This window comes from Psychroserpens sp. Hel_I_66, assembly GCF_000799465.1.
GTDB lineage: Bacteria > Bacteroidota > Bacteroidia > Flavobacteriales > Flavobacteriaceae > Psychroserpens.
The window spans coordinates 1,804,060-1,829,908 of sequence record NZ_JUGU01000001.1; the positions used below are offsets into that span (position 1 = coordinate 1,804,060).

Below are 25,849 nucleotides of genomic sequence, written 5' to 3' on the forward strand. Positions count from 1 at the left end.
AATAGTTATTTTAATAATTCGTCTGTTAATTTTTTTATTTCAGATTTCTCTTTATCCAATTCATTAGGAATAATTTCTATTATGTCATAAAAATTAGAAGCTAATTCAGGATATGTCTCTAATATGAATTTTTTGGATTCTTCCGTTGTTTCAATGCATTTCTCTAAAGCATGTAAGGCGTTTTCGGTTGATATTCTTACACCTTTTCCTTTGTCAATTGCTTTGTAATATTTTACACATTGCATCCACCAATAAAACTTATTTGAATAATCTCCAGGTTTTTTCCCTTTGATGCTATTAGCAAACAATCTGGCACTTTCTCCTTTGACGAAATTTAATTCTCCTTCAAACTCTGCTTTAAATTCCTGTATTAATTTATCCTTTTCTTCTTGAAATATTTTATCAGTCTCTTTAATGATTTCCGTTTTAACAATCTTTTTGTTATACAGCCAAGTTGCTCCTGCAAACAGAGCAATTATTCCTAAAAAAACAACTATTATTAAATTATATGTTTGGTTCTGAGAATTAATAATTTCCTTATAAATTTCTGAATTGTCAGAAACTGGATGAATAGTTTTTTCAATAATTTTTACTATTGTGTCTCTAATTATTTCTTGTTTTTGCATTCAGTCTTTAATTTTTGCTAAGGTTCTTGTATATGGCTCGTAGCGTGCAAATTAGCGATAATTTTTCGGTTGAGCACAAGCCAGATTTTTAAATTTTACTATTTATCTTTTTTGTTGGAAATCGTCAAATTTAAAAATTTGGCGACTTTCTAAAAATGCATAAGCCTTTGTATTTGCAATGACTTACGCTATTTTTTATATACATTGTTACCACACGTTTTTATTCACAAGTAACTCTATTAATTTTCTTTCCCCAACCTTTATCTTCCGAATACTCAAAGGACTTAAACTTTGTAATATCTGGAATGTGTTCTAATTTTAATTCAGACATTTTGATTACTTCCAAAGTTGGTTCGAGTGTCCAACTACTATATTCGTCAGTTCCGCCATAAAGATTTCCTGTTCCGATTTCTATTACTTTTTCTATCATACTTATAAAGTCAGTATCAGAATTTTCATAAAACTTCTTCAATTCATAATATTCATTTATAGTAATAGTTGGGTATTCAGATTCTATTTTTTCTGGTTTAATATTCAGAATATGTTTAGGATTGAAGTCGCTTATTTTTTCGTCCCAAACATCTAATTCATCGGAAGTCGTAAACTCCCATAAAATATCAAAAACTTTATCAATCAATTCATCATTAATCTCATTCTCTTTTACATATTGTTCCAAGCATTTCATTCCGTAAGCTAATCTTCCGCGAATGGATATTTTCTTTAGGATTTCTATTTGCTTGTCGATATTCATTCAGTTTTTCTCAAATGTGTGGTAACGTTGTTGTATACGGTTTGTTGGGTGGTTTAAGCACCTACTTTAGCAAATAAAAACCGAATAGAAAATCCGTGAGGATTTTCGTAAGTAGGCTAGAACTAGCAATAAATTATATACGGTGTTAGCAACTGGGCTTTTATTCATCAGCTAAAAAGTTATCAAAGAAATCAGAAGCTCCTGACACTTTAAATAAAACAGTTTCCATTAAATCAACAATTCGTTCGTCATCGGGAAATTGCCATCCGCCTTTTCCGTTTTCATCAATAAATTCTAATCTACATCTAGGAACCCAATCCCAATTATCTTCATCAGTATAGTGTCGGAATTCATATTTGTAAATTCTGAATTTTTTATCTGAAACAACTGTTACATAAGGATTTCCAATTAATCTTTCCATTCCAGATAATGAGTCAATTGGAATAGTCCATAACTTCCATTTTATTTCGTCTGCTTTTGTCAAGTCGTTTAACTTTAAAACAGTTCTAGATACTTTGCTAGTCATATTTATAATGATTTGTCTTTATTCTTTCTAATATTATCCACTTGATTTATAACTTCATAAAGGCGTCCATAAATTTCCCAAACATCATCGTATGTTGTTTTATAAAGTCTATTTGGATATTTTTTAATGTACGAAACAAAAGTTTTCTCTTCGTTGTTTTTTTGAGCAAAAGGTTTTTCTAATCTTTTCTCTATGAATTTTGCGAGATTACTAGCTTTTTTCTTTTCCCAATAGCCCATTTTACTTTTTAAATCTCTTAATTCTGAACTACAAATTCGAAGCTCTTTTTTTATTACATCTCGATTTTCATCGTAATCATTTGTTAGATTATTGAGTCTGCCAGCTATTTGACGAATTGATTTTAAATGTCCCTTGATTCGTGTATCAAATATGTAACTTAACTTAAGTTTAGATAGTTCCGATTTAACAAATAATGCTACAATCAAAGAAATAATTGTTATTCCAAAACCAACAATCTCAAGAACATTTGCCCAAGTATCTAATTCCCAATTTTTAAATAATTTTTCTAACATTAATTAATATTCGAATGTTTCTTTAGCCTTGTTGCTAACGGTCTTGTGTATGAAACGTAGCGGATAAATAAACGCTAACTTTTTGGATTTAGAACGAGCCGAATTTTTATTTTTTATGTTTAAATTTTACTTTATAAATATATAAAAATAAAAATTTGGCGTACTTTGTATATAAGCAAAAACCTCTCGGAAAGCCTATAATAGCTATGTTTTATACACGTTGCCACCTGCTGGCTTTCCTCAGCCTCTTATCAACTAAAGCTAAATATTTCATTCCATTTTGATTTGGAATATCAGTATCATTTTCAATTTGAGTAGCAGCATATATTGCTCCAGCTAAAGCAGTTGCACCTCCAATTATAGCTCCATCTGTTCCAGCAGTAGCTAAACCAATTGAACTTGAAACAATTCCGCACACAGTACCGAAAAAGACTTGACCAAATTTGCTTTCTCCCATTTTTGCACTTAGTTCCAATTTACTATGCTCTAAGTCTTTAATCGTTTCTATGAATAAAGGACTTTCTTCTTCTATATTTGGATTTAAAGCGATTAATTCGACTTTAGTTTTAAAAGCGTTCAAAATATCTCTATGCTTATCCTTAAACTTTCTAAGTTGCATTAAATCAATATTTTCAGGAAATGGTATTAGTTGGTCTAAAATAGTTTCTCTTTTATGTTGTTCTTTCTGTTTGGTTTTAAAAACTTTCTTCGATTTTGTTGCGAGTGTAAACCGTTTGTAAAAAACATCGGTGGTTGGTAAATAATTGAGTTTTTTACCAACTACTGAAGCCAAGTATGTCATCATTTCGTTAGCTGTCTTTTGCTCAACAATAAACCATTCGTAGTTTTCCCTTTCAGCTAAACCTATCTCTTCTAGGTGATTAAAGATTTCATTGTCAAATTTATTTACGCTAATTCTTGGTCCATTAAGCCTAAATTTATTTTCATTTATTCTTCCATACCTACCTCTTTCAAATCTATGTAAACGTGACTGTAGTTTGAAATTTTCACTTTTTGTATAATCTATAAAAGTTTTTGATAATTGGAATGGTTCATCTAAAACCTCCATTGGATTTATTGGAATTACTAATTCATTTTGAACCAATTCTCGCATAAATGGTTCATAGTTTTTAGGTTCGTAAAAGTAGTTTTGAGGAACAATCGAACCTACTGTTTCATAATATAATAGAGAACGAGTTGTCCAATCCGTTCTTGGAATATTTATGTAAGGATAGTATAATAAATTTTCCATAGTTTGGCTTTTTGTCTTATATAAATAATCTGTAATCATATGTTCTACCTTCAAATCTTGAAAGTAATTTTCCAATTCTCGCAATCTTATTTGATGAGTCGATAGTTGAAGGAAGCTTTGAGTATAAATCCAATGAATTCCAATTCATTTTAGTTAAGCTTAAAATTTCTGTTGAAATTAAGTCAATATTAGATTCTCCGTAATGCTTAGTTATTTTTACTGGTGCTGGGATACTTCTACCGCCTAAGTAGAATTTATAATTCGGTTGTCGAACAGAAGGCACAATTCCGTGAGTCCATAATAGGGCAGTGTGTTTATTCGTTACAATACAGGTTCCTCTTGAAATGGGAAACTTATCTACTTGTAATTCTTTATTATATACGCTCATTGCCACAAAACGTGCATCAGGTTCAAAACTGATTTCAATAAGGTCTATTTTTTTGATTCCAGCCTTATGTAAACTAGCTTTAATTCCGTCTATTTCATCTTGTGTAAACTTTGTTCTTTTGTGTATAACTACTCTTTCAGGAAGTTTATCTAGTGATTCGTAAAACAGCTCTCTAATTGAAACTCCAAATTGAAAAGCATCTTTAAATGATAAAAAAGGATTGTTTTGCTTATCAAGGAAATAGTTGTCGATTTTAGATAACTTATATTTTAAACCCTGACCGTTTGAATCATAAATGTGACTACAACCAATAACAATTTCTGATTTATCTTTTATTTTTGAAATACTATACCCAATTCCAGCATATGCTGTGTTTTTTTCCTGATTATTTAAAATCCAAGGTGTTCTTAAAGATTTCACATAAAATGATAATGATAACCACCAATTAATCTGACAAGTTAAATTGTCTTCTAATGTTTTCTCTCTAATTAATTGTGTCGCAATTCCTTTTGAAGCAGCAAATGCTTTTACATAATCGTGTAAGTCAAAACTTTCTTCTTTGTTTACAAAACTTTCAAAATTTTGCCATTCGTTTGGAATAAAAATAACGATTGTACTTTGACTTTGGGTATTCGCTATTTGTTCAATTTTTGAAGTTATAAGTCTAGCGAGTTTAATTGCATTTTCGTGTGCTTCAAGTTCATTTTCACCTCTAAAATCAATATCCAACCAACTTCCATCATTCTCAAAGTATGGAATGTTTAAGGGAATATTATAAATTGATGAAAAGCCTGGGTAATCTATTAAGTAATCAGGGTTTATATTGTCAGTTGAGTGTTTTGTTTGTAGTTGGGAAAGAAAGGCATAAAACTTATTTGAATATTTTCCTCCACAAATAACAGATAAGTTTATTTCATTAGATAAGATTAATCCATTTAGATTAACATCATAAGGACGATTATTTACTAAACCTCTCATTGGATGGTAATCTTTGAACTCCATATCTGATGAAATGTTACGGAAAACAAGTTGTGGTTCTAAAAATTGAACACCTTTAAATTGAGTTTGTCTATTATCGTATTCTTTTGGTGCGTAACCTCTAAATTTAGGGTCTAGAACATTTATTTCTCCAAACGCTGTACTTGAAGATATTTGAAATTCAAGACCACTACCAGATTGAAGCGGATATTCAAATTTTATTCTAGGTTTATTAAATAAAAGCTTATTCCAGTTTTCTAATATTTCGTCATACTTATTGTTATATAATTTCTCTAAGTTGTATTTACTAATAGTTAGTTTGTCTGTTTTTGAAATTTCTTGGTCAGAGGTTAAGTTTATTGTTGGTGTAAAAGTTAAGTAGCCAAAGCTTTTGTTTTTATCAAAGTAAAATGAAAGAAATAACGCTTTATGAATTTTGATGCTTTTATATTCACTTTCATTTGAAGTCAACCATATTTTATTTTTATTATTGGTGGAAATTCTTTTGTCATTGGCAAAATGTTTCAAAATTGCTTGCAGCATTAAAGACTTGAAAGCTGATACATTTTCTACATCAAACTTACTTATAGATTCTCTTTTAATATCACTTTTTAAAAGACCATTAAATGCCTTTGAAATATCGGTTAGTGTTCCAATTGCAAATACTTTTCTTTTAAAGGGAACTGCACAAATATTATTTGCTTGGCAAATGGTTTTTAAAAAACTCCAAGGTTTTTCATCCTTATAGTCAATTTCAAATTGAAATATCTCTTTTGGAAAAACAACAGGGTGTAAATTACTTTTAATATATTTCCCTGTATTTGAAAAATTTAAATGAAACTCTGTTTTTAAATACTCTTCATTTTCTGAGCTTTCAAGTGCATTTTGAATTTCTTGTGAAAGAGAATCATTATCCTCAAATGCTGATTTAGCTAAATGAATTATAGTCTTATCAAATCCGTCTGTTGTTACGTAATGAGCTTCTCTTCCAGAATCTCGAACAGTTCTAAGCAACCTAGCTACTTCGTCCGATATTTCACTTCCATAACCACACCAATACAATCTTCCAGCCCCTTTTCGAGTAAAAGCTTTTGTTAATGCGTCCATTAAAGATTTATCTCTTCCACTATAACCAGTAATTATCAAATTTTTATCTAGATGATAATTAGATAGATTTTCAATAAACACTTCATTTTGTGAATCTAACTCTTCTACTGTGTTTTTTAATGAACTGAATTTATAATCACCGTGAAGAGCGATTGCAAGAAGTTCTTTATTGCTTTGATTCCGATAGATTCTGTCTACATTATCTAGATTTATTTCTATTGGTGTCAGCTTGTTCTGATGAGCTGAACGAACAATAAGTCCGTCAAAATTAGTAGTCCAAACAGACTTGATGATATTATGCTCTGCAAGTAAGCATAATAGTTTATATCCAATATAGGGCTCTTTATTTTCTATTAGACTTAAAAAGTATTTTCTTCTATCATCACTAATTGGATATGCCTTTTCTGCAAAAAAGGAATATTCTTCATTAGAGTCTAATTCAGGATATTCTCCTTGACTATCCAGCCATTTTTGTATGCTTTTTCTAACAGAATCCTCTTTGTAATTTTTATAATAATCAGATGCGTTTATATTCTTAGAGAGATAAATGTCTTTTTTCCATTCCCAAATACAGTCATATGCAGATTGAATTCCTGAACTTATTGAAGCACCAGCTCCTAACAAGATTGAATGAGGAACATCAGTATTTCTTTTAAAAGACCTTAAAAAAGCATCATAATCTAGTCTTAATTCTTCTGTCATTCAGTTTGTTTTTTTTAGCTTGCAGGTAACGTTGTTGTATATGGTTTGTTGCGTGTTTTTAGCACTTAATTTAGTAAGTAATTACCGAGCAAGAAAGTCCGCGAGGACTTTCACAAGTAGGCAAGAAGCCAGCAATAAATTATATACGGTGTTGTAAGGCGTTATTTATCACTTTGGTTAAATGGATTTTGATTGAATCTAAAAGAAATAGATATAAAAGGATTTAGTTTATATAATTCTTCGTGAAGCTGGTCTTTGTTCAAGTTTTCAGTTATTATTTGTCCTTCTTCATATTGTCCTAACAAGACGTTTTGCTTATGAGCAACTAATCCAATATGTATTCTTAAATTTTGATTATAAGAAATTGTTGGGCTTAAAAATACTGTTGGACTTTCAAAATCAAAACCAAGACCTCCAGAAAGTCCGATATTCCAAGGTTTATTTATAGATTTTGTTGGCATCCAAGTGAAAAATATTGATGGTGCAAAATTCATTGATTTTCGGTTATTCGTTTTAGTAATGGAATAAACTGAATCCATTTCTTTAGCATAAAAAATATTTTCTTTATTAAATCCTTGTGTTATAAATGAAAATCCATATGAAACTTGCCATTGACCTCTTGATTCTGTTGAATAAATTTGTGTCCACTTTAAAGTCTTACCATCTTCATTAGTTCGAGTTATTACAACTTCCAATTGTTCTCCACGTTTAAGACTACCTTCCCAAATCTTATTTTTTGTTAATTCAATTATTGCTTTTGCGTCTTTGAGATGACTTTTTAAGCATCCTTCATCTGTGGTATCTCTTTCGACAAGGACTTTTTCTATTTCCTTAATTCTTTTTCTAATATCTTTTAGTTTTGAAGATAGTTCTTCTTCATTATCAAGTTCATAAATTTCATAAACCTCTGTAATAAAACCTGCACACATTGTCATTCCACCTCCAGTTGTTTCAATTTCTTTAGCTTCTGAAGGAATAATTAACTCTTCTATTGGAATTGCTTTTTTGGTGATGCTGATATTGTATTCTTTTAAAGGTATTTTATTATCTATTGATATTTCAAAGGTTTTGTTATGAATAACAGTCCTTTTTTGAGTTTCGTTGATTGTTTTAGACAAATCAATTGTGTGTGATTGACTAAATACTGATATTGAAATCAGTTGAATCAGAATTACAATTTTTAGTTTCATATTATGGTTGTTTTTAATGACTTACAACAATTAGATATAGACAATTACCTATATCCATTTTATATAAATCATAAACTGTTTGTTTATGATTTCATTTTATTCAGCATACAAGAAACTGAAAATAAACGAAATATCATATACGTAGTTCTACGTAATTATTTGTTAATAAAAAAGCATTTATAAATTACCTTATACTCAATTAAGGTGATTTTTATTTTTCAAATGGAAATTTTCAAATATGATTAGAGTGATTTTTTTCCTTTAAATTGGTCTAAATGCTTGTTCATTTCTGTGCATAGTGTATAAAATCTTCTAACCTTTAATCAAGACGAGTCAAATTTTCCTATCCTCTAAAAAAAGACACTTAACTAGCAATTTGCTAAATAAGAATTTCCAACATAATAACATTTCTTTAATTTTATATTTTAACTTTTTATAAATAAGTAATTTTATACATCTATTTCCGCATAAAAAATTAATATAAAATAGGATTAGCCATACTGGTTTTACCATTTGAAGTCTTTCCTGTTTTATGACAATAATTTTCAGGAAAATCATAATTTTCAAACTGAACCCATGTTCTATAAGCATTATATGAAAATGGTCGCTCTGGGTTATAAGAAATCTCTTCGCCAGTTCTTATACAATAACCCACTTTTTGATTATAAGGTTTAAAATCCACGTTTTCATTCTTTATTCTAGTTTCAGAAACCAATTCAGGATCTCTTTCCAACCTCTTTTGTGATCTAGTTTTCAATACAGGAACTACATCTTTATCATCTAAGCTAATAACATCTATATCTTGATAAACAACACGCTCATATTCTTTATTACTTGGATCGAAAGTTTCAAATAGATCTAATAAAACTTCTGACCTTAGATAATTTTTGCTTAAACCTAACAATGCCTTTTTAAATACAGGACGCTTTATATATATACAATGAGCGCTTTCTTCTAATAGAAAAAAATGATGGTCTTTATGTTCTTGATACACTTTTTCGGTTAACGCTAATTTAGAGAAAGCCACTCCATATTCTACGTTATTTTCAGCAGAGTAATCATATAAATTCATTGAAGTAATAATACCATCAGACTCATTAATGTAACTTTTTGCATGAAGTCTTGGCTCGTAAATAATGGATACGTTTGGAAAAGATTTAAAATACTCTAAGTCTTCACTTTTCATACTACGGTAAAAATTATCTTCATTTTTACCAAATAAGATTTGAAGATAAATAGAGGGATCATTTTTAATTAAATTAAACCGTTCTTTAAAATGATCGTCTAGCTTTATGTATGGTGACGTAATAATAATAAACTTTTTCGCATTTGTTATAATACCATCAATAGCGTTGTTAAGGCTGTCTCCTGTTAAAAATGTACTCATTGTAAGTTATCGATTTGGTTTTGTTAAGGTTTGTTTGTTTCTATTTTAATTAAGCACTCCAGTCACTAAACTGCCCCTCAGCTTGTTCCATAATTTCCGCTAGGATATCGTTGAGTTTTGTTATGGACACTTTTCCTCTTAGTTCTTTTTTAACCGCTAAACGAATGCCTGCTTTTGCATTTTCTTTCTTTGTCCAGTCGAGTTGCAAGTTCCTTTTCACAGCTTTTACAACGGCATGTACAATGTCTTTGACTAGACCTTCTTCTTTGATAATATCTTGTTTGGCGGCTAGGATATCATAAAACGCCAATTCTTCTTCGCTTAAGCCTAATTCTTCGGTACGTTTGTCATCATTTTGTAAGTCTTTGGCGCGTTCTATCAATTCGGCAATGGTGGCGTAACTATCTAAGGCATTGTTATGGTAACGGTCTATTACCTTTTCAATTTCTTCTCTTAGCGAAGTGTACTTTTTAATGTTCTTATGAAGTCGTAATTTGATTTCGTCTTTTAAAATGTTTTTAATCAATTCTATTTTTAGGGCATGACTATCTTTTTCTTGCTTAGCGCCTAATAAAAAGGTTTCGTCCAAAATTGATATGTCTGGTTTTTCAATACCTGCCATGGCGAACACATCCACAATATCTTCTGAATCTATACTCTGACTGATTAAATCCTTAATTTTTTCCTGTTGCTCACTTCTACTTGACTTTACCGATTTGGCATTACGTACGGCTTTTGAGACATGTTGTATAAACAAGACATCTATAGCATATTCTTGAATTTGTGGCTGACTTTTAACAATGGATAACAAGCTGGACAAGGTTTTTTCGGCTTTCATGAAGTTTTCTGCATCTTCATCGTACTTAATTATGGCATTTAAGCCTTGCTTAACCAATAAGACTTTATCGGCATCACGTAAACGTTTCCATTCGGAATACTCAATGGTATCTGGAAGCATGGCTTTGCATACCTCAACCTGATTGAAAAACAGTTCTAAGGCTTGCTCCATATCTATGGTAGGTTGCCCATGACCTCCGCTTCCTGTGTATTTATTAGTGGCTGTTTTTAAATTATCGCCAATACCAATATAATCTACAATAACGCCATTTCTCTTATCCTTAAACACACGATTGGTTCTGGTAATGGCTTGCATTAGGTTATGTCCTTTCATAATCTTATCGACATACATGGTATGTACACAAGGCGCATCAAAACCCGTGAGCCACATATCTCTAACGATCACAATTTGTAAGGGATCGTCTTCTTTTCTGAAGCGTTTTTTTAAGCCTTCGGTGGCATCTTTTGTTCTGATATGCTCGTTCCAAGCAATAGGGTCTTTTGAGATATTACCCGTCATCACTACAGCCACTTCAGGACAATCTTCTAAAGCGGTTAAGGCATCATATATTTTTACGCAATTACGTCTGCTCATAGAGACCACCATGGCTTTTCCTTTCAAGGTATTGGTACGGTTGATAAAATGCGTTAAAATGTCTTTCGCTATTTTATTGACACGGTCTTTGCTTCCTGCCGCATCTTCAATAGCTGCCCATTTTAAATTGTCGCTATCTTCATTACCTTCTGTGACTGCGTCAACATCATTATCAATATTTTCATTCCACAGATGCAGTTTTGCCAAGCGTGGTTCGTAAAAAATATTGACGGTCGCATTATCGTCAACCGCTTGTTTAATATCATAGGTATGAATGACAGACCCAAACACTTCTTGGGTATCGGCATCTTTAGAATCTACAGGTGTTCCCGTAAACCCAATAAAGGACGCCTGAGGTAAGGCTTTGCGCAAGTTAGAGGCAAAACCATCTAACAAGCCGTATTGGGTGCGATGCGCTTCGTCTGCCATAACGATAATATTCTCACGCTCGGACAATACAGGATGTTCTAATTCACCAAGCGCTTCGTCTGTGGTTTGCTTTAAACGAAACTTCTCTATGGTGGTAAAAATAACACCACCAGCTCCTGCACTTAATAGGGTGCGTAAATCTTCTGTAGTTTCTGCATGCTGCACATCGCCTACCAAATCTTTGGCAAGAACAAAGTTTTCATACAATTGTAAATCTAAATCACTACGATCCACTTGCACGACGATGGTTGGGTTCTTTAACTCTGGCAAACTCCGCAAAATCCCTGTATACATTGCCATAGAGATGCTTTTACCAGACCCTTGCGTGTGCCAAATGACACCAATACGCCCATCACCAAAAGGACGTACCGATTTTTTAGCCGCTTCTACAGCAAAGTTAACTCCGAAAAACTGATGGTACTTGGCTCCTTTTTTGATAAGTGTGCCATTATGATCTTCGTGAAAGATGAAATTTTTAATATAGTTCAACAACCGCTCTTTTGGAAACACCCCAAACAAGAGCGTGTGCATTTGGAAATCATCGTCTTGTACTGTGTCTATGCCATTAATGCTTTTCCAAGCTGAAAACCACTCCATACCCGAACTAAACATACCATGTTGGGCTTCGTTACCATCGCTGATAATGGTTACCGCGTTGTACTCGAATAACAAAGAAATATCCTTTTTATAATGCTGAATCTGGTTGTATGCTTCTTTAATGTTGGTATTTTCATCATACCAGTTTTTGAGTTCAAACAGTACCAAAGGCAAACCGTTGATATAAATAATGATATCTGGACGCCGTTTGTTTTTGCCAGTGATGCTAAACTGGTTGACAGCTAAAAAGCTATTCTTATTAGCGTTTGAAAAATCTATAGGATAGATATGCACCGCTTTTTCATGGCCGTTTGCATCTTCATAAGCAAACTCAATGCCTTTGGTACATTTTAAATGGAAGGTACGGTTGCGATGCTCTAGGTCTGCACCCACATTATTGGTAAACTCTGCCACTGCAAACTGTTGAATCTCTTTAGGAATATGCGGATACTGCTGCTCTATAAAGACCAGCAACTGGTCCTTTAGCACAACTTCTTTATGGTTTTGTGCTAAGTCTGTGCCCAATTGGTGCGTATATCCTAAATCGGATAACCAGTCTATGGTGGCTTGTTCTATGGTGGCTTCTGTGGTCATATCTCTTTCAACTCATGAATTTACCCATGATCAACTAATACACTTTTATCTAAGTCCTTTGACAGTTTAATCAATTCTTGAAAAAACAGTTTGTTTTTGTTTAAATCCTTAGTATTTATCTTAATACGATATCTTCCAGTTCGTTTATCGTAATCCATTAAGTCTAGGCCCGCTCTCTCAATTTTAGCTTCTAATACATCCGATTGTTCTAGCCTTATTTCAAAGCGAGCATTATTTTTTTGAGCCCTAAAAATTATAAAATTATCTGTTTGACCATTTTTTTCTAAGCCAATGTAGAATTTATTATATTTTAATTTATACTCAGGGATGATCTCTTTGATTAAATTTAACGCCTCGTCTACGATCTTTACGGTTTTTGGTGTTCCCTTTTTAGTCTCCCAGTAATTTCGATCAGTTACCACACTTACCTCTTCATCCTCATCCACCAAACCTAAATTCATTTCATCCAGTACCTTATTAAAGGTTAAGAAAATATCTTCTCCATATTGATAAGCGGTCAGTTGAATGGCAATTAAAGGAATTGTACCGTTAAACAAGCCAATGACGTTTAGAAAACGACTAGTAATTTCTTCCGCAATAATTACTGCACAATGTTCGTATTGAGGGTATCTTTTTCTTTCTATATCCCAGTATTCAATAGTTCGAATGATATGGCTCTCATCGGTTTTACCCAGTTGAATTTCAACTTCGTATCGTTTATTAATTTCTGGATCTTGCAGTAATATATCTAATCTTCCCGCTCGAGGTTGTTTACGTTCTTTATCTTTAAGAATTAAGTCACCTAAACCTAAAATCTCAGGCTCTTTTGCAATGACGTCTTGCAACCAAGCTTCATTTAGTGAACTGTGATTTTTGAGGCTTAACTTTTTTGGCCGTACTAAGTTGACTTTACTCATGTTTTAAATTATATTTTCTACTTGTTCTTGAAATTCCTTTAAACGCACTTCTCCACTGATTAGTTTTGGTAATAGAGTGTCGCGAAGCTTGGTTAAGGTTTCATTTTCTATTTGATTGTTTTTAATATTATCAAATAAGGGTGATACATCCTTATGAAAGTTAGAGATGACTTCATGATTTGGATTAATTAATTCAACGTTTGAAAAAGTCGAGGTATTCATATTTAATGTTGCCGAACCTCCACTAGCTTCATTTAGAAAAGTTTCTTTCAAATTAATCATTGTTAAATACAAATAATATCTAAACTCTATATTACTTGGCACAATAGAGTTTATCTGTTGATTTGTGTGAGATGGATTAATATTCATTGTCACCAAACCAACGGTAGCAATACAACTAACATTTATACTTTCGGCAGGTAATAGTTTTTTTATCTGTGATTCGTTTCCTTTTTCTGATATATATTCATTTGTATTTAATACCCAAACATTACCATGCATATCAGGGATTTTTATAAATGGATAATCATCATATTCATAATATTCCGGTTTCTTTTTTAATGGTGTTTTACCACAAACTACAGTACCAAAATCTTTAACTCGTTTCACCTCCCATCCCTCAGGGATTAACTCAAGTTCACTCTCTACAAAGGCACCATCTTGAAAAGGTCCAAAATCTACAAACCAATGTTTGTAAAGTGCCATCGCCATGTCTTCTAAGGTGTTGTTGATGGCTAGGTTATTTTCTATTTTGTCGTCTATGGCTGAGAGGATGTTGGCTATGGCTTTTTGTTCTGAGATAGATGGCAAAAACAATTCAAAATCTTCTATCATGGATTTTGTTAATGCATTTCTTGTTGCGCCAGCACTTGCTAATGTCAGTAGTAAATTTTTGTAAGAAATTTCTAGCAATGAATATTTCAAATAATTACTGTCTAACGACTCATTATCTGCTCTTAATATGGCAACATGTTGGTTAACTCTGGCAGGTAAAAACTCCTTAGGAACTGAACAAACCCTTGCAACAGAGTCACCAGTGATATTTAAAAGCACATCGTTTTCCTCGATTGTAACATTGTTTAGTTTTGAAGCCTGTGTATCATCAATAAAAGCAAGACCATCTGTTGTAAATTTGAAGTCCAAAATATTTTGACTTCTGATTAAAGAAGTTCCTGAATCTTTATAAGCCTCTTTTCCTCCTCTCGGTGTTGCTCCGCTTCCTATTTTGGTTGTAACTTCAGAGAGTTTATATGTTTTCCAGTTTTTGGACATTAGACCGTAGTTTGTGTAATACCTGCTAGTAGGTAGGTTAATATAGTTTTGGCTTTTTCTATGGTAATATTTAGATGTTGTGCAACCGCCAATTCTGGGTTTTTTGCATTACCACCTTCTTTTACTCCTTCCTCTAGAATTGTGACAATTGTAGTAAACAACATGCTGTTTTTGGCTAAAATCGGTGCCATTTTTTTACCAATAATTTTAGCTGCTGCGGTTTGCATATCAAAATTTTCATCTTCAAATACATCTGGATGGTCTGCCCAAGCTTCTTCTTCATACATATCCCAAGCGTGTTTTAGTAAAAATGATAAATCATCTAAATCCTTTGTTCTAAAATTGGGTTTATCTTGCCATGAGATAAGCTTTAGAATAAAAATGCCTTCTATAGGTGTTACAGGAATTATATAACCTTCCTCAGGTATTTCAACGTTTTGAATGTGCTCTCCTACTTCCTTAAAGCCTAAAACGGATAAAGAAAGGGCTCTTTCTGTAAAGTTTACCGTGTATTGTTCTTCGATTTCGCCATAAGGCATAAGGTCTAAAACCGTGTTTGTTTTATCAAAAATTAAGCGATAAGGTTCATTAACTTTTCTAAAGCCAAGAGCGCATAATTCAGCAAAAAGTAAATTATACGCATGAAAATCTGGAATCATTACCGCAAAATCGATATCTGCTGTACCTCGCGCAGGTTTGATACCTTTTTTATATAAATGCACGTCTCTAGCATTCGCACCAATTAAATAATAAACAATATTATTTTTGGCGAATACTTGCTCCAAAATTGCATAGACTTCTCCATGATATTGAAAAGAATAGTCTTTATATGTTTGGTTTGATGTGCTCATCATAAATTAATTGCGCTGTTTCTATATTTCGGCTGTTTCCGCTATAAATTAATTGTGCGTATATAATTAATGGGTGAACTGCGTTTTGGTTATTCATATAATTAATTAGACGATCCATTGTGTTGTTTTCTAACCAAAAAGGTTTGTATATACTTATCTCACCCTTTGGGTCAGGCAATAGTTTTAAGTCTTTGATAATTTCTGATTTGGGCAAACGTGTAAACATTGAAAACTTTTCTGGATTTAAATACTCTGTTACTAGCGCTGCTGCAGGCTCACCACTCCACAATACATTGGGATACATCAATTGGTTTTTCCAATTTTCATTATTTGTTTTAGAAAACGTAAAATTGCCTATTTTATGAGCAGGCAGTATTTTTTCATTAAGTATTACAATCCACTTTTCTAATAATGCTTCTTTATTTACCAACTGGTATTTTTGCTCGTTTTTCCATTTTACACTGTAACCTTCATCAAATAAACCTTTTAAAAACTTACTGACGCTACCTAAAGACACATCACTGATATGTGCTAAATGCCTTTGCGTTTCATTAATTAACTCTGGGTTTTTAAGTAAGTGAAATAATATTTGTCCACCAGATTGTGTGAATATGTTTGAGTATTCACTGTTATATGGCTTAGCATTTCCTTGTTCTATATAAACTTTTAGATTTTTTAAATCTATATAGGCATTTCCGAAACTATCGATATAATTTATATGCTTTTCTCTAAATATTTTTTTTGATTTTGGTGTAATATATTTTGAGGCCACTAAAACGGGAAGGTTTTTACTTCTGCTTTTTTCAAATATATTTATGTTTTGTGGTCTCACTTCGTTTTTAGTTTCAATATATACAGGTTCATCATTAAGTAAATAGACGCTTTCACCTTTTTCTTTGTCATAATTTTGATATATAACATCTATTTTAAAATCTAATTTGTCAAACCATTCTATAATATATACAAAATCCATATTTTGTTCATTTTTTAGTTTTGTTCATGAAACATGAACATTCAAATATATTGAACATTTATTGATTATCATAGATTTAAAAATTTTTTGTTCATTTTTATTAACTGTTCATGTTACATGAACAACTTGTTAAGTTGAACATTTCCTCTTATAATTTTTCAAAATTCTCTAAAATCTGTTGCTGTAATTCATTGCCTTTGGCAAACTGCTCTTGCAATTGTGCTTTTAAAGTTTCCATTTTATCTTCAAAGGGGATGCCGTCGTCTTCTATGGCTTCGGTGCCTACGTAGATGCCTGGTGTGAGTTTGTAGTCTTGTTTGGCTATATCACCAATTGTAGCGGAGTAACAAAATCCAAGTTCATCTTTGTAAGCTCCGGAAGTATTGAGAATATTATTAATTCTGTTTTTAGCTTCCTCGAGCGTTTTTGGTTCTTCGTCCTCGAAATGACCGTTCTTATTAATGTTGCGCCAAGCGTGGTAGGTGTCGGTGACTTTTTGGATGTCCTCATCGGAAAAGATGCGAAGCTTTCTACTTTCCATAGTCCCCATTTTAGAGGTGTCTATAAACAAGACTTCATTAGTACGTTGGCGATGGATGCCATCTTTACCATCTCGGTTTTTACTGAGTATAAATATACAGGCTGGTATGCCCGTAGTTAAAAAGAGTTTGTCTGGTAGGCGCACAATACAATCTACCATAGTGTTGTCTACCATATGCTGGCGTACATTTTTTTCACCTTTGTTATTTGAGGTCATGGCGCCGTTTGCCATCACTACAGCTGCTGTCCCTTTGTCGCTAAGGTGGCTCCAAAAGGTTTGCATCCACATATAGTTGGCACTGCCATCTGTAGTAAACTCTTCTTTTGGTCCAAATAAGCGTGGGTCATTTTCTGGTAAATCCTCTGGGTGCCATTGGCTGACGTTAAAGGGTGGATTAACAATGATGAAGTCTGCCTTTAGGTCTGGGAACTTATCTTGTAAGAGTGAATCTCCCAAACGCACATCAAAAGACAGGTCTCTTAAGGCGAGGTTCATTTTACAAAGTCTTAGCGTACCGTCGTAACGTTCTTGTCCGTAAATGGAAATATTCTTTTTGTCGACTCCATGCGCTTGTAAAAACTTAAGCGATTGCACAAACATACCACCAGAACCGCAGGCGTTATCAAAGATTTTACCTTCGTAAGGCTCAATTATTTCAACCAATAAACGCACAATACTACCAGGTGTAAAGAATTGTCCTGCGCCAGAGCCTTCGGCAATGGCGAACTTGCCAATGTAATATTCGTACACACGCCCTAGGATATCACTATCTGGATTTTCTTTTTCGGATAGCTTAGGATTGGCTAAGAGGTTGATTAAGCCTGCCACTTGTTTGGCTGTTAACTGGCTTTTTACAAAGATGCGTGGCAGGATGCCTTTTAAATCTGGTCTATATGTTGCAAGGGTTTGATCCAGAATATCAAAAGCATCATCAACTAAGACCTTGATATTATCCTGTTCTGCATTATTCTGTAAGAATTGCCAAGTGGCTTCTTTTGGGATGATGTAGCTGTTTTTAGAAAGGTATTCGTCTGGGTCTTCCAAAACATAGTTTTGTTCTTCGATGTCCTGGGTGTAGTACTCAGACTCTGGATCGTTCAATAAGTTTTTTAACATATCGCGTCGTAACTCGTAACGTTCAGATACATGCTTTAAGAATATAAGTGGTAAGATGTAATCTTTATACTGGTTTTCTGCTACTGCGCCACGAAGTTCGTTAGCTGCTTTCCAGAGTTCTTGCTCGAAATTGATGTCGGCTTTGGTTAGGTTTTTCGGCATTAAATTATTTCAATTTATTATGTTTTTTATCACAGGAAATCCTTATAAATAATTGCCATCTAACAACTATTTATAAACATCTTAAATATGTCAATAGTTTCATTAATTTTATCGGGAGAGTTTAAAGATAGAAAAAGCGTGCTAGTATCAAAAGGAAAGTAAAAATAATTACAAGTTTTCCGTAATTTTAATTGTAGGAAGCAAACATTTATTACTTTATGCTGCAATGCTCATCACAGTGCATTGGAATAATATTTCTTTTTAAAGCTAGCTCGTTATATAAAAAATCACCCAATCTTGTTATTTTTAAAAAAATCAAAAAAGGGAAGAAAATCCAGAGTAAAGGTGTTCTTATAAATATTTTATAGATTGAAGAATAACCGTAATTCCATGAAATATTATTTACAGTAGATGCCATTTTATTTTCTGCTTGCTTAACGTCTAAAGAATTACTTTTATCAAATGCCCTTAATTTCTTAAAATTTATTAAACACAACCAATCAAGTTTTTTTATGAATTTCATAAATTTTGTACAGTTAGGACACCAGTCATCATAATAAACTATGAGTTTCTTCATTTCACTTTTAACTTTTAACTAAAATTGTATGTGCTATAATTATTGAAGCACTCCCTTTTCTGGTATGTCTTTTTCAGTATTTCTAAATCTACTTTTGGCACTGAACCTTAGAAAAAGACTTAAAAAAATTCTCCTTTGATTTGGATCATACTCATTTCTATAACTAAAGTTTGAACCATTGATATTTTGAATTCTTCTACCCGTATTAAAGGGGTCTAATACAGATAATACTAAATTCCCATTATTATCAAATACTCTTTTACTTAAACCCAATTTAAAATATTGATTAGACTCTTCTTTTAATTGAAAATTAATTTGCTGGGGAGCATTGTAAAACCAACTAAATTCTAATTTGTAAGACTTTAGTCTGAAAATATTTATCAAAGATGTATTTAAAGAATAAAATTCGTCTGATCTTCTATCGTTTCCTGAAATAGTTCCGAATTTACCGTTTAGCTTAACTATTGTATTCAACCATTTTGGAGAGTTTAAGCTATATGAAAAATCAACTCCGTAAGTATTTGCTTTTCCAATATTTTCTGGTCTTGAAAAAGTAATGTTAGTATCTTCATCTAGAGTTGAAATATATTGAATTATATCTTTTGTAAATTTAGAGTATAAGGTTGTTGTCACTGTAGAATTTTCAAACTCTTTAAAAAATTGAAATTCTAGAGCATGAGTCATTTGGGGATCTAAATCTGAATTACCCACCCTTACTCGTTGTAGATCTGTACTTGTATTAAAGTTATTTAAATAGCTTAGCCTTGGCTGACTCAACAAAGTATAGTAATTAAAACTAAGCTCATTATTTTCACCATATTCATAACTTAAATTTATGGTAGGTAATAAGTTTAAAAAACTTCGTTTGGCATTCTCATCTGCACTTTCGTCTTCAAGAATACGATTAGTATTTTTTAACCTCAAACCCAAATTATAATAAACCCCTTTAAATTCATCAGAATAATCTACAAATCCCGTGTTATCATATTGAGTATATTTCACATTATTATCAAGAAAAACTGATTCTATATTACTTGATTCAAATGTTTGATTTTGATTAACGACATTTCTATCTAATCTATAACCAACCGTAAAGTAAGCCTCATTTTTTAAAGTTTTATCATAGCGAGTTTGAATTTTTAATTCATCTCCTTTAAATTTATCAAAAGAACTTGAAGTTGTTGTATCATCCAGAGAAGAAGAATTTTCGAAAAAACTTTCAATTTTTTTCTTTTCTTCATATTCGTACTCTAATTCTGCCTTAAATAAATCTTTCTCATCATTTAACTTAATTTCGTACTCAATTTCCTTAGATACAGAAAATGTTTTCACTGTATTATTACTAAGTTGATTTATTTCATCTGATGAAACTGAGTTTTCACTAATTGTTCTTAAACCTGTATATCCAAATTCATTATCATCTGAATATATTGATACACTTCCTACCAATTCGCTTCTTTCATTTGGAAGATATTCATATTGTACTTCTCCAAAATGATTAAAACTGTTTTTATTATTCTCACTACTTTCTTTTTCCAAATAATTTAAACTTTCAGTATTACTTTCTAAAATTTCATTTGAAAAACTCTTTATATCAATCTCCTTTTTAGCCCCGTATAAACCGTAGCCACTGAATTTTTTTTTATTTAAAGCAAGATGCAAACCTCCTTTATAGGTCGAAGGAGCACCCGCTGCTAGGTTAACACCGCCTATAAGTCCTTTTCTCTTTTTATCTGTTATAATATTAATAATTGGTTCCGTCTCACCTTCTCTAGTCGATGGATTGGAAATTATCTCAATTTTTTTAACCATATCACTAGGCAACATTTGCAAAGCCTCAGATTTGGATAAATTAGATTTTCTACCGTTTATCATAATTATAGGCTCTCTTCCCCTTAACTGCACCTTACCTTCAATATCAACGAATACTGATGGCAAATAGCTTAAAAGGTTTGACATTGAACCTGCAACATCTTTTAAACCTGAACCAATATGAAAAACTTTTTTACCTCTAACATTTTCTATTCGGTAGTCTTTCGTTGTGATCATAACCTCATCTAACTCAGTATATGCAAGGGGCTCCAATTTCACACTCCCCATATCATAAATCCTGTCTTTAAAATATGAATAATCTACTTGCAACAATAAAGTTTGGTGTTTTTCAGAACCAAAAGAAAGGTGATATTTTCCTTTTTCAAAATCAATTTCAAATACACCTTCAGATGTTGTCTCAATTTTTTTAATTATCAAATTACTTTTTAAATCTAAGACTGAAACCCATGCACCTTCGATGGCTACATCTTCGTTTTTATCTACTATATTTCCTTTAATGGTATATATTTGATCTTGAGAAAAAGACCTCCCTGTTATAATTAAGAATAGTATTAAAAATAACAGATTTGTTTTAAAATTTTTCATGTAGGATTTCTATTGCTCGGTACTGTTAATGATCTCTAATAATTTTTTTAATTGAAAATCTTCAAGACCAAGTATTTGATCTACTGATCTTTTAATTTCAATATCAGGGGCTGTTCCTGTGCCATCAAATAACTCTCCATCTTTTTGGTAAGATAGCATGTGAGACATAGTAATTCGTATTTCCGAATTCGGAAGTTCATATGTTTTTTTCATACCACTTGCCCCATCTGTAGACACACCAACAATATTTATATTATCTAAATACTTGAATGAAGAAGCAAAAACACTTGCTGCGCTAAAAGTCATTTCGTTCGTCATGATATAGACAGGATAATTAAAGTAATGAGAATTACCATTATCCTTATTGCTCATTACCATGTAATAATATTCACTATAAAGTTTTTCATCTATTCCAACAGCAGGCTTAAAAATTTGTGAAAAACTATCAATTGCTTGTTTTGACTCATCATCCTTAAAAACATCATATGCGAACAAGTTCCTTGATTGAAGACCCTCTTTTGTGTCTTGTGATACATTTCCTCTATATCGAGATAAATTACCTATGACATTCTTATTTGGTGCTATGAAGTATTTGGAAAAAAAATCTATTAAATCCCTATTTCCGCCAGAATTATTTCTAAGATCCAGAATCAAAGCATTAGAATCCCTTACTGTATCCATTTTTTGATTCAGCCATTTAAAAAAATCTTCATCTTTTGAATAACTATACATTTCTGGGATCTTAATATAAGCGACTTCATTTTCATATTTTTTGAACAGTAAGCTATTTATTTTTTCATTACCCTCGCTGTAAGACAAAAAACTATTAACGTCCCGCCACTTATTTTTGGATTCAGTCAAACTCAAAACCATTGTAGTGTCTGATTTGGAATCCATACTAGAAAAAGTGAATTTAATTTTATCATCTACGTTAAAACCAGATTTGATTTTATGAAATTCATTCAATTTCTCTATACCCAAAGCTTGCTTAGATAAATTAGGTGCGTGTTTATTCTCGGGATCATTCTCTTTTAAAAAACTTTCAATTTCTTGATCATTAATACTTATTAATAAGGGATAATTATCTAGAAAATAAGAAAACGTAATTTTTGGCTTTTTAATTAGCGCTATTGCTTTATCACCTTCCCAAGGAGCTACAGAAAATGGTAAGTAATATTTAATTTCTTTATTACATTCTCCCTGATATTCCAATAAAAAATGTCTATCACCCAACTCTGCCAGTACTGATTTGAGTTTATTTGAAAACTCATTTTTGCTTATTTTATCCTTTTCATTAAGATTGTCAATAAAAATATCTAATGCCTTTTTGACTCTAACATTATTAATATTCATATAAGGAGAATTATCGTTAAGAAGAATCTCTATTTTTTCTATTTCCGAAATAGCCTCCTCACTTGAGAGATTACAAATATCCTTTTCTGAACTGCAACTAAGGAAACAGCTGATACTAACAAGTATGATTGATAAAATTGGGCGATTCCACATATATTTAATTTTATAAAGAGTTTTGAAAATAAAAGATTAATTCTTGCCATGGAACCATTATAAATTGAAGAAGTACAAATGTGAAAATATAATATTTTCTAAATTTAGCATTTGCCTGAGCGATTCCTAAGATGAGCAGTATTGAACTGAATCCAATTACTGGAAAAATAAAATAAGTCCCAATACAAAACATTATTAAAGCTATATCCTTTATAACACTTTTCCTTTTACTGAATAAAAAAAGCATTGCTACTAAACCTTCAAATATCAAACCGAAGATTTGAAACGCATAAAGAATTGTGCCCATATAGGTTGAAGAAGTTAGACTTACAGAGCTATTATTAATTGGTATTAAATTTAATATGGCTGTAGAATTTCTATTATTTATGAGTTCTTGATAAGGTGTATCTATCATAAAATGAGTGATTAACATAAACCTACTGTCAAACAAAAAACAACCATGAAGAAATCCTGGCATTGTGAACTCATTAATAAGCTTTTGAAAAGCTGCAAAAAACATCACCAAACCTATCAACAATTTTGAATTAGATCTAATGTAATCCATATCCTTATTTGTCCACATATATACAGTTAACAATAAAATCCAATAAACAAATAAAATTTTATGGTTATCTATATTGTAAAACTGAAGACCATTAAAAAAAAGCAAAAGACAGGCAATTAAAAGCCAAAGAAATTTGTTTGAAGTATATTGATTAAAAGCTAACATTAATACACATATAATTCTCAAAAAAATATCTAGTCCCCAACCTGTAGTCCCATCTAAAACTAAAAGTATTAGTGAAAACTTTAAAATTAAATCCTCAGAAGAAGAATTAGAGACTATATTAAATTTTTGAACAAATGAAAAAACTCTATTTGACATATTTTTATAATTTTTTTACAAGTATTTCATCAACATATCGCTTTTTAAACAAAAGGTCTTTTTCGAAAAAATTCGTTTCATATAAGGTAATTTTTACACTCTCAACTTCAATAGCTTTTTCGGTTTCTGCTATTTTTTGACTTTGATAATATTTGGGAACATAAATTGAATTATAGAAACTTTTATTATTATCTATTATTTGAGCACTAACAGTATCAATATTGACTGGAATTTCTAATTTTTTTGGAGTGAGATACGAGTTAACTATTAGACCACCCAACTTCTCTAATTTTTTTCTTTTTGGGTAATTTTTAGTTGATGTTAGAAAACTTCTTGATATGGGTACATCGTACTTACTTCCTATGACATTGATTAATATAGAATCACCGTTCTTTGTGTATCCAACAGCAGTAATGTTTGCTCTTTTATTAGTAGAAAACATTCCGAAGCCTCCGCCTTTCCATGGTGTTAAGCTGTCAAACTGGGAGTTATATAATTGAATTAATGCAACAATAATTAGTAAAATGCATATCAAATATTTTTCTACTATTTTCAATAATGTCTTCATCTATTTAATTTAAAATATAAATAGCTGTATGTTTAAAAAATACAGCTATTTAAAAATTTACATAAGACGATTTTTAATGTCGATTTAAGCACGACATTTCTGAATCGTATTGTGTTCATACTAATTAATAATGATTAAGGAGCAGTAGTAATTGCATCTGGAAGATCATACTCAGCTTGAGATTCTTGAAGCTCATAGCCTTCTTCTCTTTTTTCTGCTGGTGAACGAAGTTCATCAGAACTTACTGTTGATGCAACAGTTACGACATCTGCAAGTTTAGAATTGTCCATTTCCGTCAAACTAATTGATCCCGCAAACATCAAAGCGAAAAGGCTGTAAAATAAAATTTTAGCATTCATAATAAAAGAATTTAAATTGACCTACTTTCAGAAATTTAAAGTCGCTGTTTCGGTTAGTCCGACTTATTTTTTATACCCATGAATATTACTTTTTAAAATAATTTCCATTAATGGAAACTTAGTTTAATACATAAATTCACTTTGTATCCTCAAATTCCACAAATCCTCTTTATTTGATTCTTCGCAAGGTTGCTCTCACCTTAAGTTTTTTTGATTCATTAATGCTTAGGAGAATTATAATTATTAGTTTTAGTAAAAAATCCAGCCAATCCTAAATGATTAATAAGGCTTGTAGTATTATGATTTAGGATTTATAATATCAAGACAAGTAGAGTCAATTTTTATTTGACTTTAATCGGCTGAAATTCTGAGATTGTTAAGTAAACTTCAAACGATAAAAACATTCTTTTTTTTTACTACATTTCCCCTTTAGTAAATTTAGAGAAATAGCATCGTCAACTATTATGACGTTCAATAAAAAAAGTAAGGCTAGACCTTACTTTTTACTTATTATATTTACTAAAATTTTAAACAAAACCTTTATTCTTAGCTATTTGAAGTAATTCTCGATCATCACTTCCCTCTACATTAAAGATATATTTGAGATGTCTTTTTCTTTTCTCTACTCCTGCAATAGATAGAGGTAGAACATCAGGCATATCCTTCATTCTAGTTCCAATAGAAAGTTCATAAAGAATTTTCCTATCAATATTGTCAAGTAATAAGTCGTTAGCAACTTGTTTACGAAGTAATTTTATAACAGTTTTACTATAATAAGGAGGATCATTTATTACAGTATGAATTGTGTTTATAAGTTCTTTAGGGGTTAAATCATTTTTAACGAGAAAACCATCAGGATCTATACTTTTAAAAATACTATGAACACGATAATTATCGTTGAACGTTGTAGAAACTATGATTTTTGTATCTGGCAATATTTGATTTATTTTTAATCCAATATCTTCTCCAGATAAAATTTTTCCATCTTTTGACGGAGGTAGTTTGATATCCAAAAGAACTATATCCAGTCTTTTATTCTTCTTTTTGATATCATTAATTAAATCAATCGCACTGTCACAATCTTGAGCAATTTGAATATGAAATAGAATGGAGTCATTTTCTTTACTATAATAATTAAAAGCTGTTTTATAGGCTTCTATTATTAATGGATGATCATCAATTATTAATACTGAAAACTTCTTTTCCATTTT

At 31.4% G+C, this 25,849-nt stretch carries 21 protein-coding genes; all 21 read right to left on the bottom strand.

The genetic code is table 11. From position 1 onward, the window contains the following. Positions 1-5 precede the first annotated feature (5 nt). The 21 genes from GQ40_RS08240 to GQ40_RS08340 all read right to left on the bottom strand — a co-directional run bounded on the left by GQ40_RS08240 (position 6) and on the right by GQ40_RS08340 (position 25,846). Positions 6-626 carry a hypothetical protein gene (locus tag GQ40_RS08240; protein WP_047547411.1) on the bottom strand — a complete coding sequence of 207 codons (621 nt, stop codon included), beginning with the start codon at positions 624-626 and terminating at the stop codon, positions 6-8. A gap of 220 nt (positions 627-846) precedes the next feature. Next, positions 847-1,377 (bottom strand): hypothetical protein, encoded by a 531-nt coding sequence (locus tag GQ40_RS08245; protein WP_047547413.1) that lies wholly within the window; start codon positions 1,375-1,377, stop codon positions 847-849. A gap of 160 nt (positions 1,378-1,537) precedes the next feature. Next, positions 1,538-1,903, bottom strand: coding sequence for a hypothetical protein (locus GQ40_RS08250; protein WP_047547414.1), 366 nt, complete (start codon positions 1,901-1,903; stop codon positions 1,538-1,540). A 2-nt stretch (positions 1,904-1,905) separates the two neighbouring features. Then, positions 1,906-2,436, bottom strand: coding sequence for a hypothetical protein (locus tag GQ40_RS08255; protein WP_047547416.1), 531 nt, complete (start codon positions 2,434-2,436; stop codon positions 1,906-1,908). Between the two features lie 211 nt (positions 2,437-2,647). After that, positions 2,648-3,688, bottom strand: coding sequence for a hypothetical protein (locus GQ40_RS08260; RefSeq protein WP_047551723.1), 1,041 nt, complete (start codon positions 3,686-3,688; stop codon positions 2,648-2,650). A 16-nt stretch (positions 3,689-3,704) separates the two neighbouring features. Then, complete coding sequence (locus tag GQ40_RS08265; protein WP_047547418.1) at positions 3,705-6,863, bottom strand: SIR2 family protein; 3,159 nt, start codon at positions 6,861-6,863, stop codon at positions 3,705-3,707. 161 nt (positions 6,864-7,024) lie between these two features. Continuing rightward, positions 7,025-8,053, bottom strand: coding sequence for a hypothetical protein (locus GQ40_RS08270; RefSeq protein WP_047547420.1), 1,029 nt, complete (start codon positions 8,051-8,053; stop codon positions 7,025-7,027). Positions 8,054-8,528: 475 nt separating this feature from the next. After that, positions 8,529-9,440 carry a phospholipase D family protein gene (locus GQ40_RS08275; RefSeq protein ID WP_047547422.1) on the bottom strand — a complete coding sequence of 304 codons (912 nt, stop codon included), beginning with the start codon at positions 9,438-9,440 and terminating at the stop codon, positions 8,529-8,531. A gap of 49 nt (positions 9,441-9,489) precedes the next feature. Further along, on the bottom strand, positions 9,490-12,492 hold the full coding sequence (locus GQ40_RS08280) for a type I restriction endonuclease subunit R (protein WP_047547424.1): 3,003 nt from the start codon (positions 12,490-12,492) through the stop codon (positions 9,490-9,492). 20 nt (positions 12,493-12,512) lie between these two features. After that, positions 12,513-13,409 (bottom strand): hypothetical protein, encoded by an 897-nt coding sequence (locus GQ40_RS08285; RefSeq protein ID WP_047547426.1) that lies wholly within the window; start codon positions 13,407-13,409, stop codon positions 12,513-12,515. 3 nt (positions 13,410-13,412) lie between these two features. Beyond that, entirely contained in the window at positions 13,413-14,681 is a 1,269-nt protein-coding gene (locus tag GQ40_RS08290) for a restriction endonuclease subunit S (RefSeq protein ID WP_052184199.1), read from the bottom strand. Further along, positions 14,681-15,532: a nucleotidyl transferase AbiEii/AbiGii toxin family protein gene (locus GQ40_RS08295; protein WP_047547428.1), complete on the bottom strand. Its 852-nt coding sequence runs from the start codon at positions 15,530-15,532 to the stop codon at positions 14,681-14,683. Before GQ40_RS08295 ends, GQ40_RS08290 begins: the two co-directional genes overlap by 1 nt. Next, positions 15,507-16,505, bottom strand: a complete 999-nt coding sequence (locus GQ40_RS08300; RefSeq protein ID WP_047547430.1) for a type IV toxin-antitoxin system AbiEi family antitoxin — start codon at positions 16,503-16,505, stop codon at positions 15,507-15,509. The genes GQ40_RS08295 and GQ40_RS08300 overlap by 26 nt, the downstream gene beginning before the upstream one ends. A gap of 148 nt (positions 16,506-16,653) precedes the next feature. Next, a complete protein-coding gene (locus tag GQ40_RS08305; protein WP_047547431.1) occupies positions 16,654-18,324 on the bottom strand; it encodes a type I restriction-modification system subunit M in 1,671 nt (556 codons plus the stop codon). 211 nt (positions 18,325-18,535) lie between these two features. Then, a complete protein-coding gene (locus GQ40_RS08310) occupies positions 18,536-18,901 on the bottom strand; it encodes a DCC1-like thiol-disulfide oxidoreductase family protein (protein ID WP_047547433.1) in 366 nt (121 codons plus the stop codon). A 39-nt stretch (positions 18,902-18,940) separates the two neighbouring features. Then, entirely contained in the window at positions 18,941-21,319 is a 2,379-nt protein-coding gene (locus tag GQ40_RS08315) for an outer membrane beta-barrel family protein (protein WP_047547434.1), read from the bottom strand. A gap of 9 nt (positions 21,320-21,328) precedes the next feature. After that, complete coding sequence (locus GQ40_RS08320) at positions 21,329-22,825, bottom strand: S41 family peptidase (RefSeq protein WP_047547436.1); 1,497 nt, start codon at positions 22,823-22,825, stop codon at positions 21,329-21,331. Positions 22,826-22,835: 10 nt separating this feature from the next. Next, positions 22,836-23,711 carry a hypothetical protein gene (locus tag GQ40_RS08325; RefSeq protein WP_047547439.1) on the bottom strand — a complete coding sequence of 292 codons (876 nt, stop codon included), beginning with the start codon at positions 23,709-23,711 and terminating at the stop codon, positions 22,836-22,838. 4 nt (positions 23,712-23,715) lie between these two features. Further along, on the bottom strand, positions 23,716-24,279 hold the full coding sequence (locus GQ40_RS08330; protein ID WP_047547441.1) for a hypothetical protein: 564 nt from the start codon (positions 24,277-24,279) through the stop codon (positions 23,716-23,718). A 134-nt stretch (positions 24,280-24,413) separates the two neighbouring features. After that, positions 24,414-24,638 (bottom strand): hypothetical protein, encoded by a 225-nt coding sequence (locus GQ40_RS08335; protein WP_047547443.1) that lies wholly within the window; start codon positions 24,636-24,638, stop codon positions 24,414-24,416. Positions 24,639-25,165: 527 nt separating this feature from the next. After that, positions 25,166-25,846: a response regulator gene (locus GQ40_RS08340; RefSeq protein ID WP_047547445.1), complete on the bottom strand. Its 681-nt coding sequence runs from the start codon at positions 25,844-25,846 to the stop codon at positions 25,166-25,168. Between the last annotated feature and the right edge of the window lie 3 nt (positions 25,847-25,849).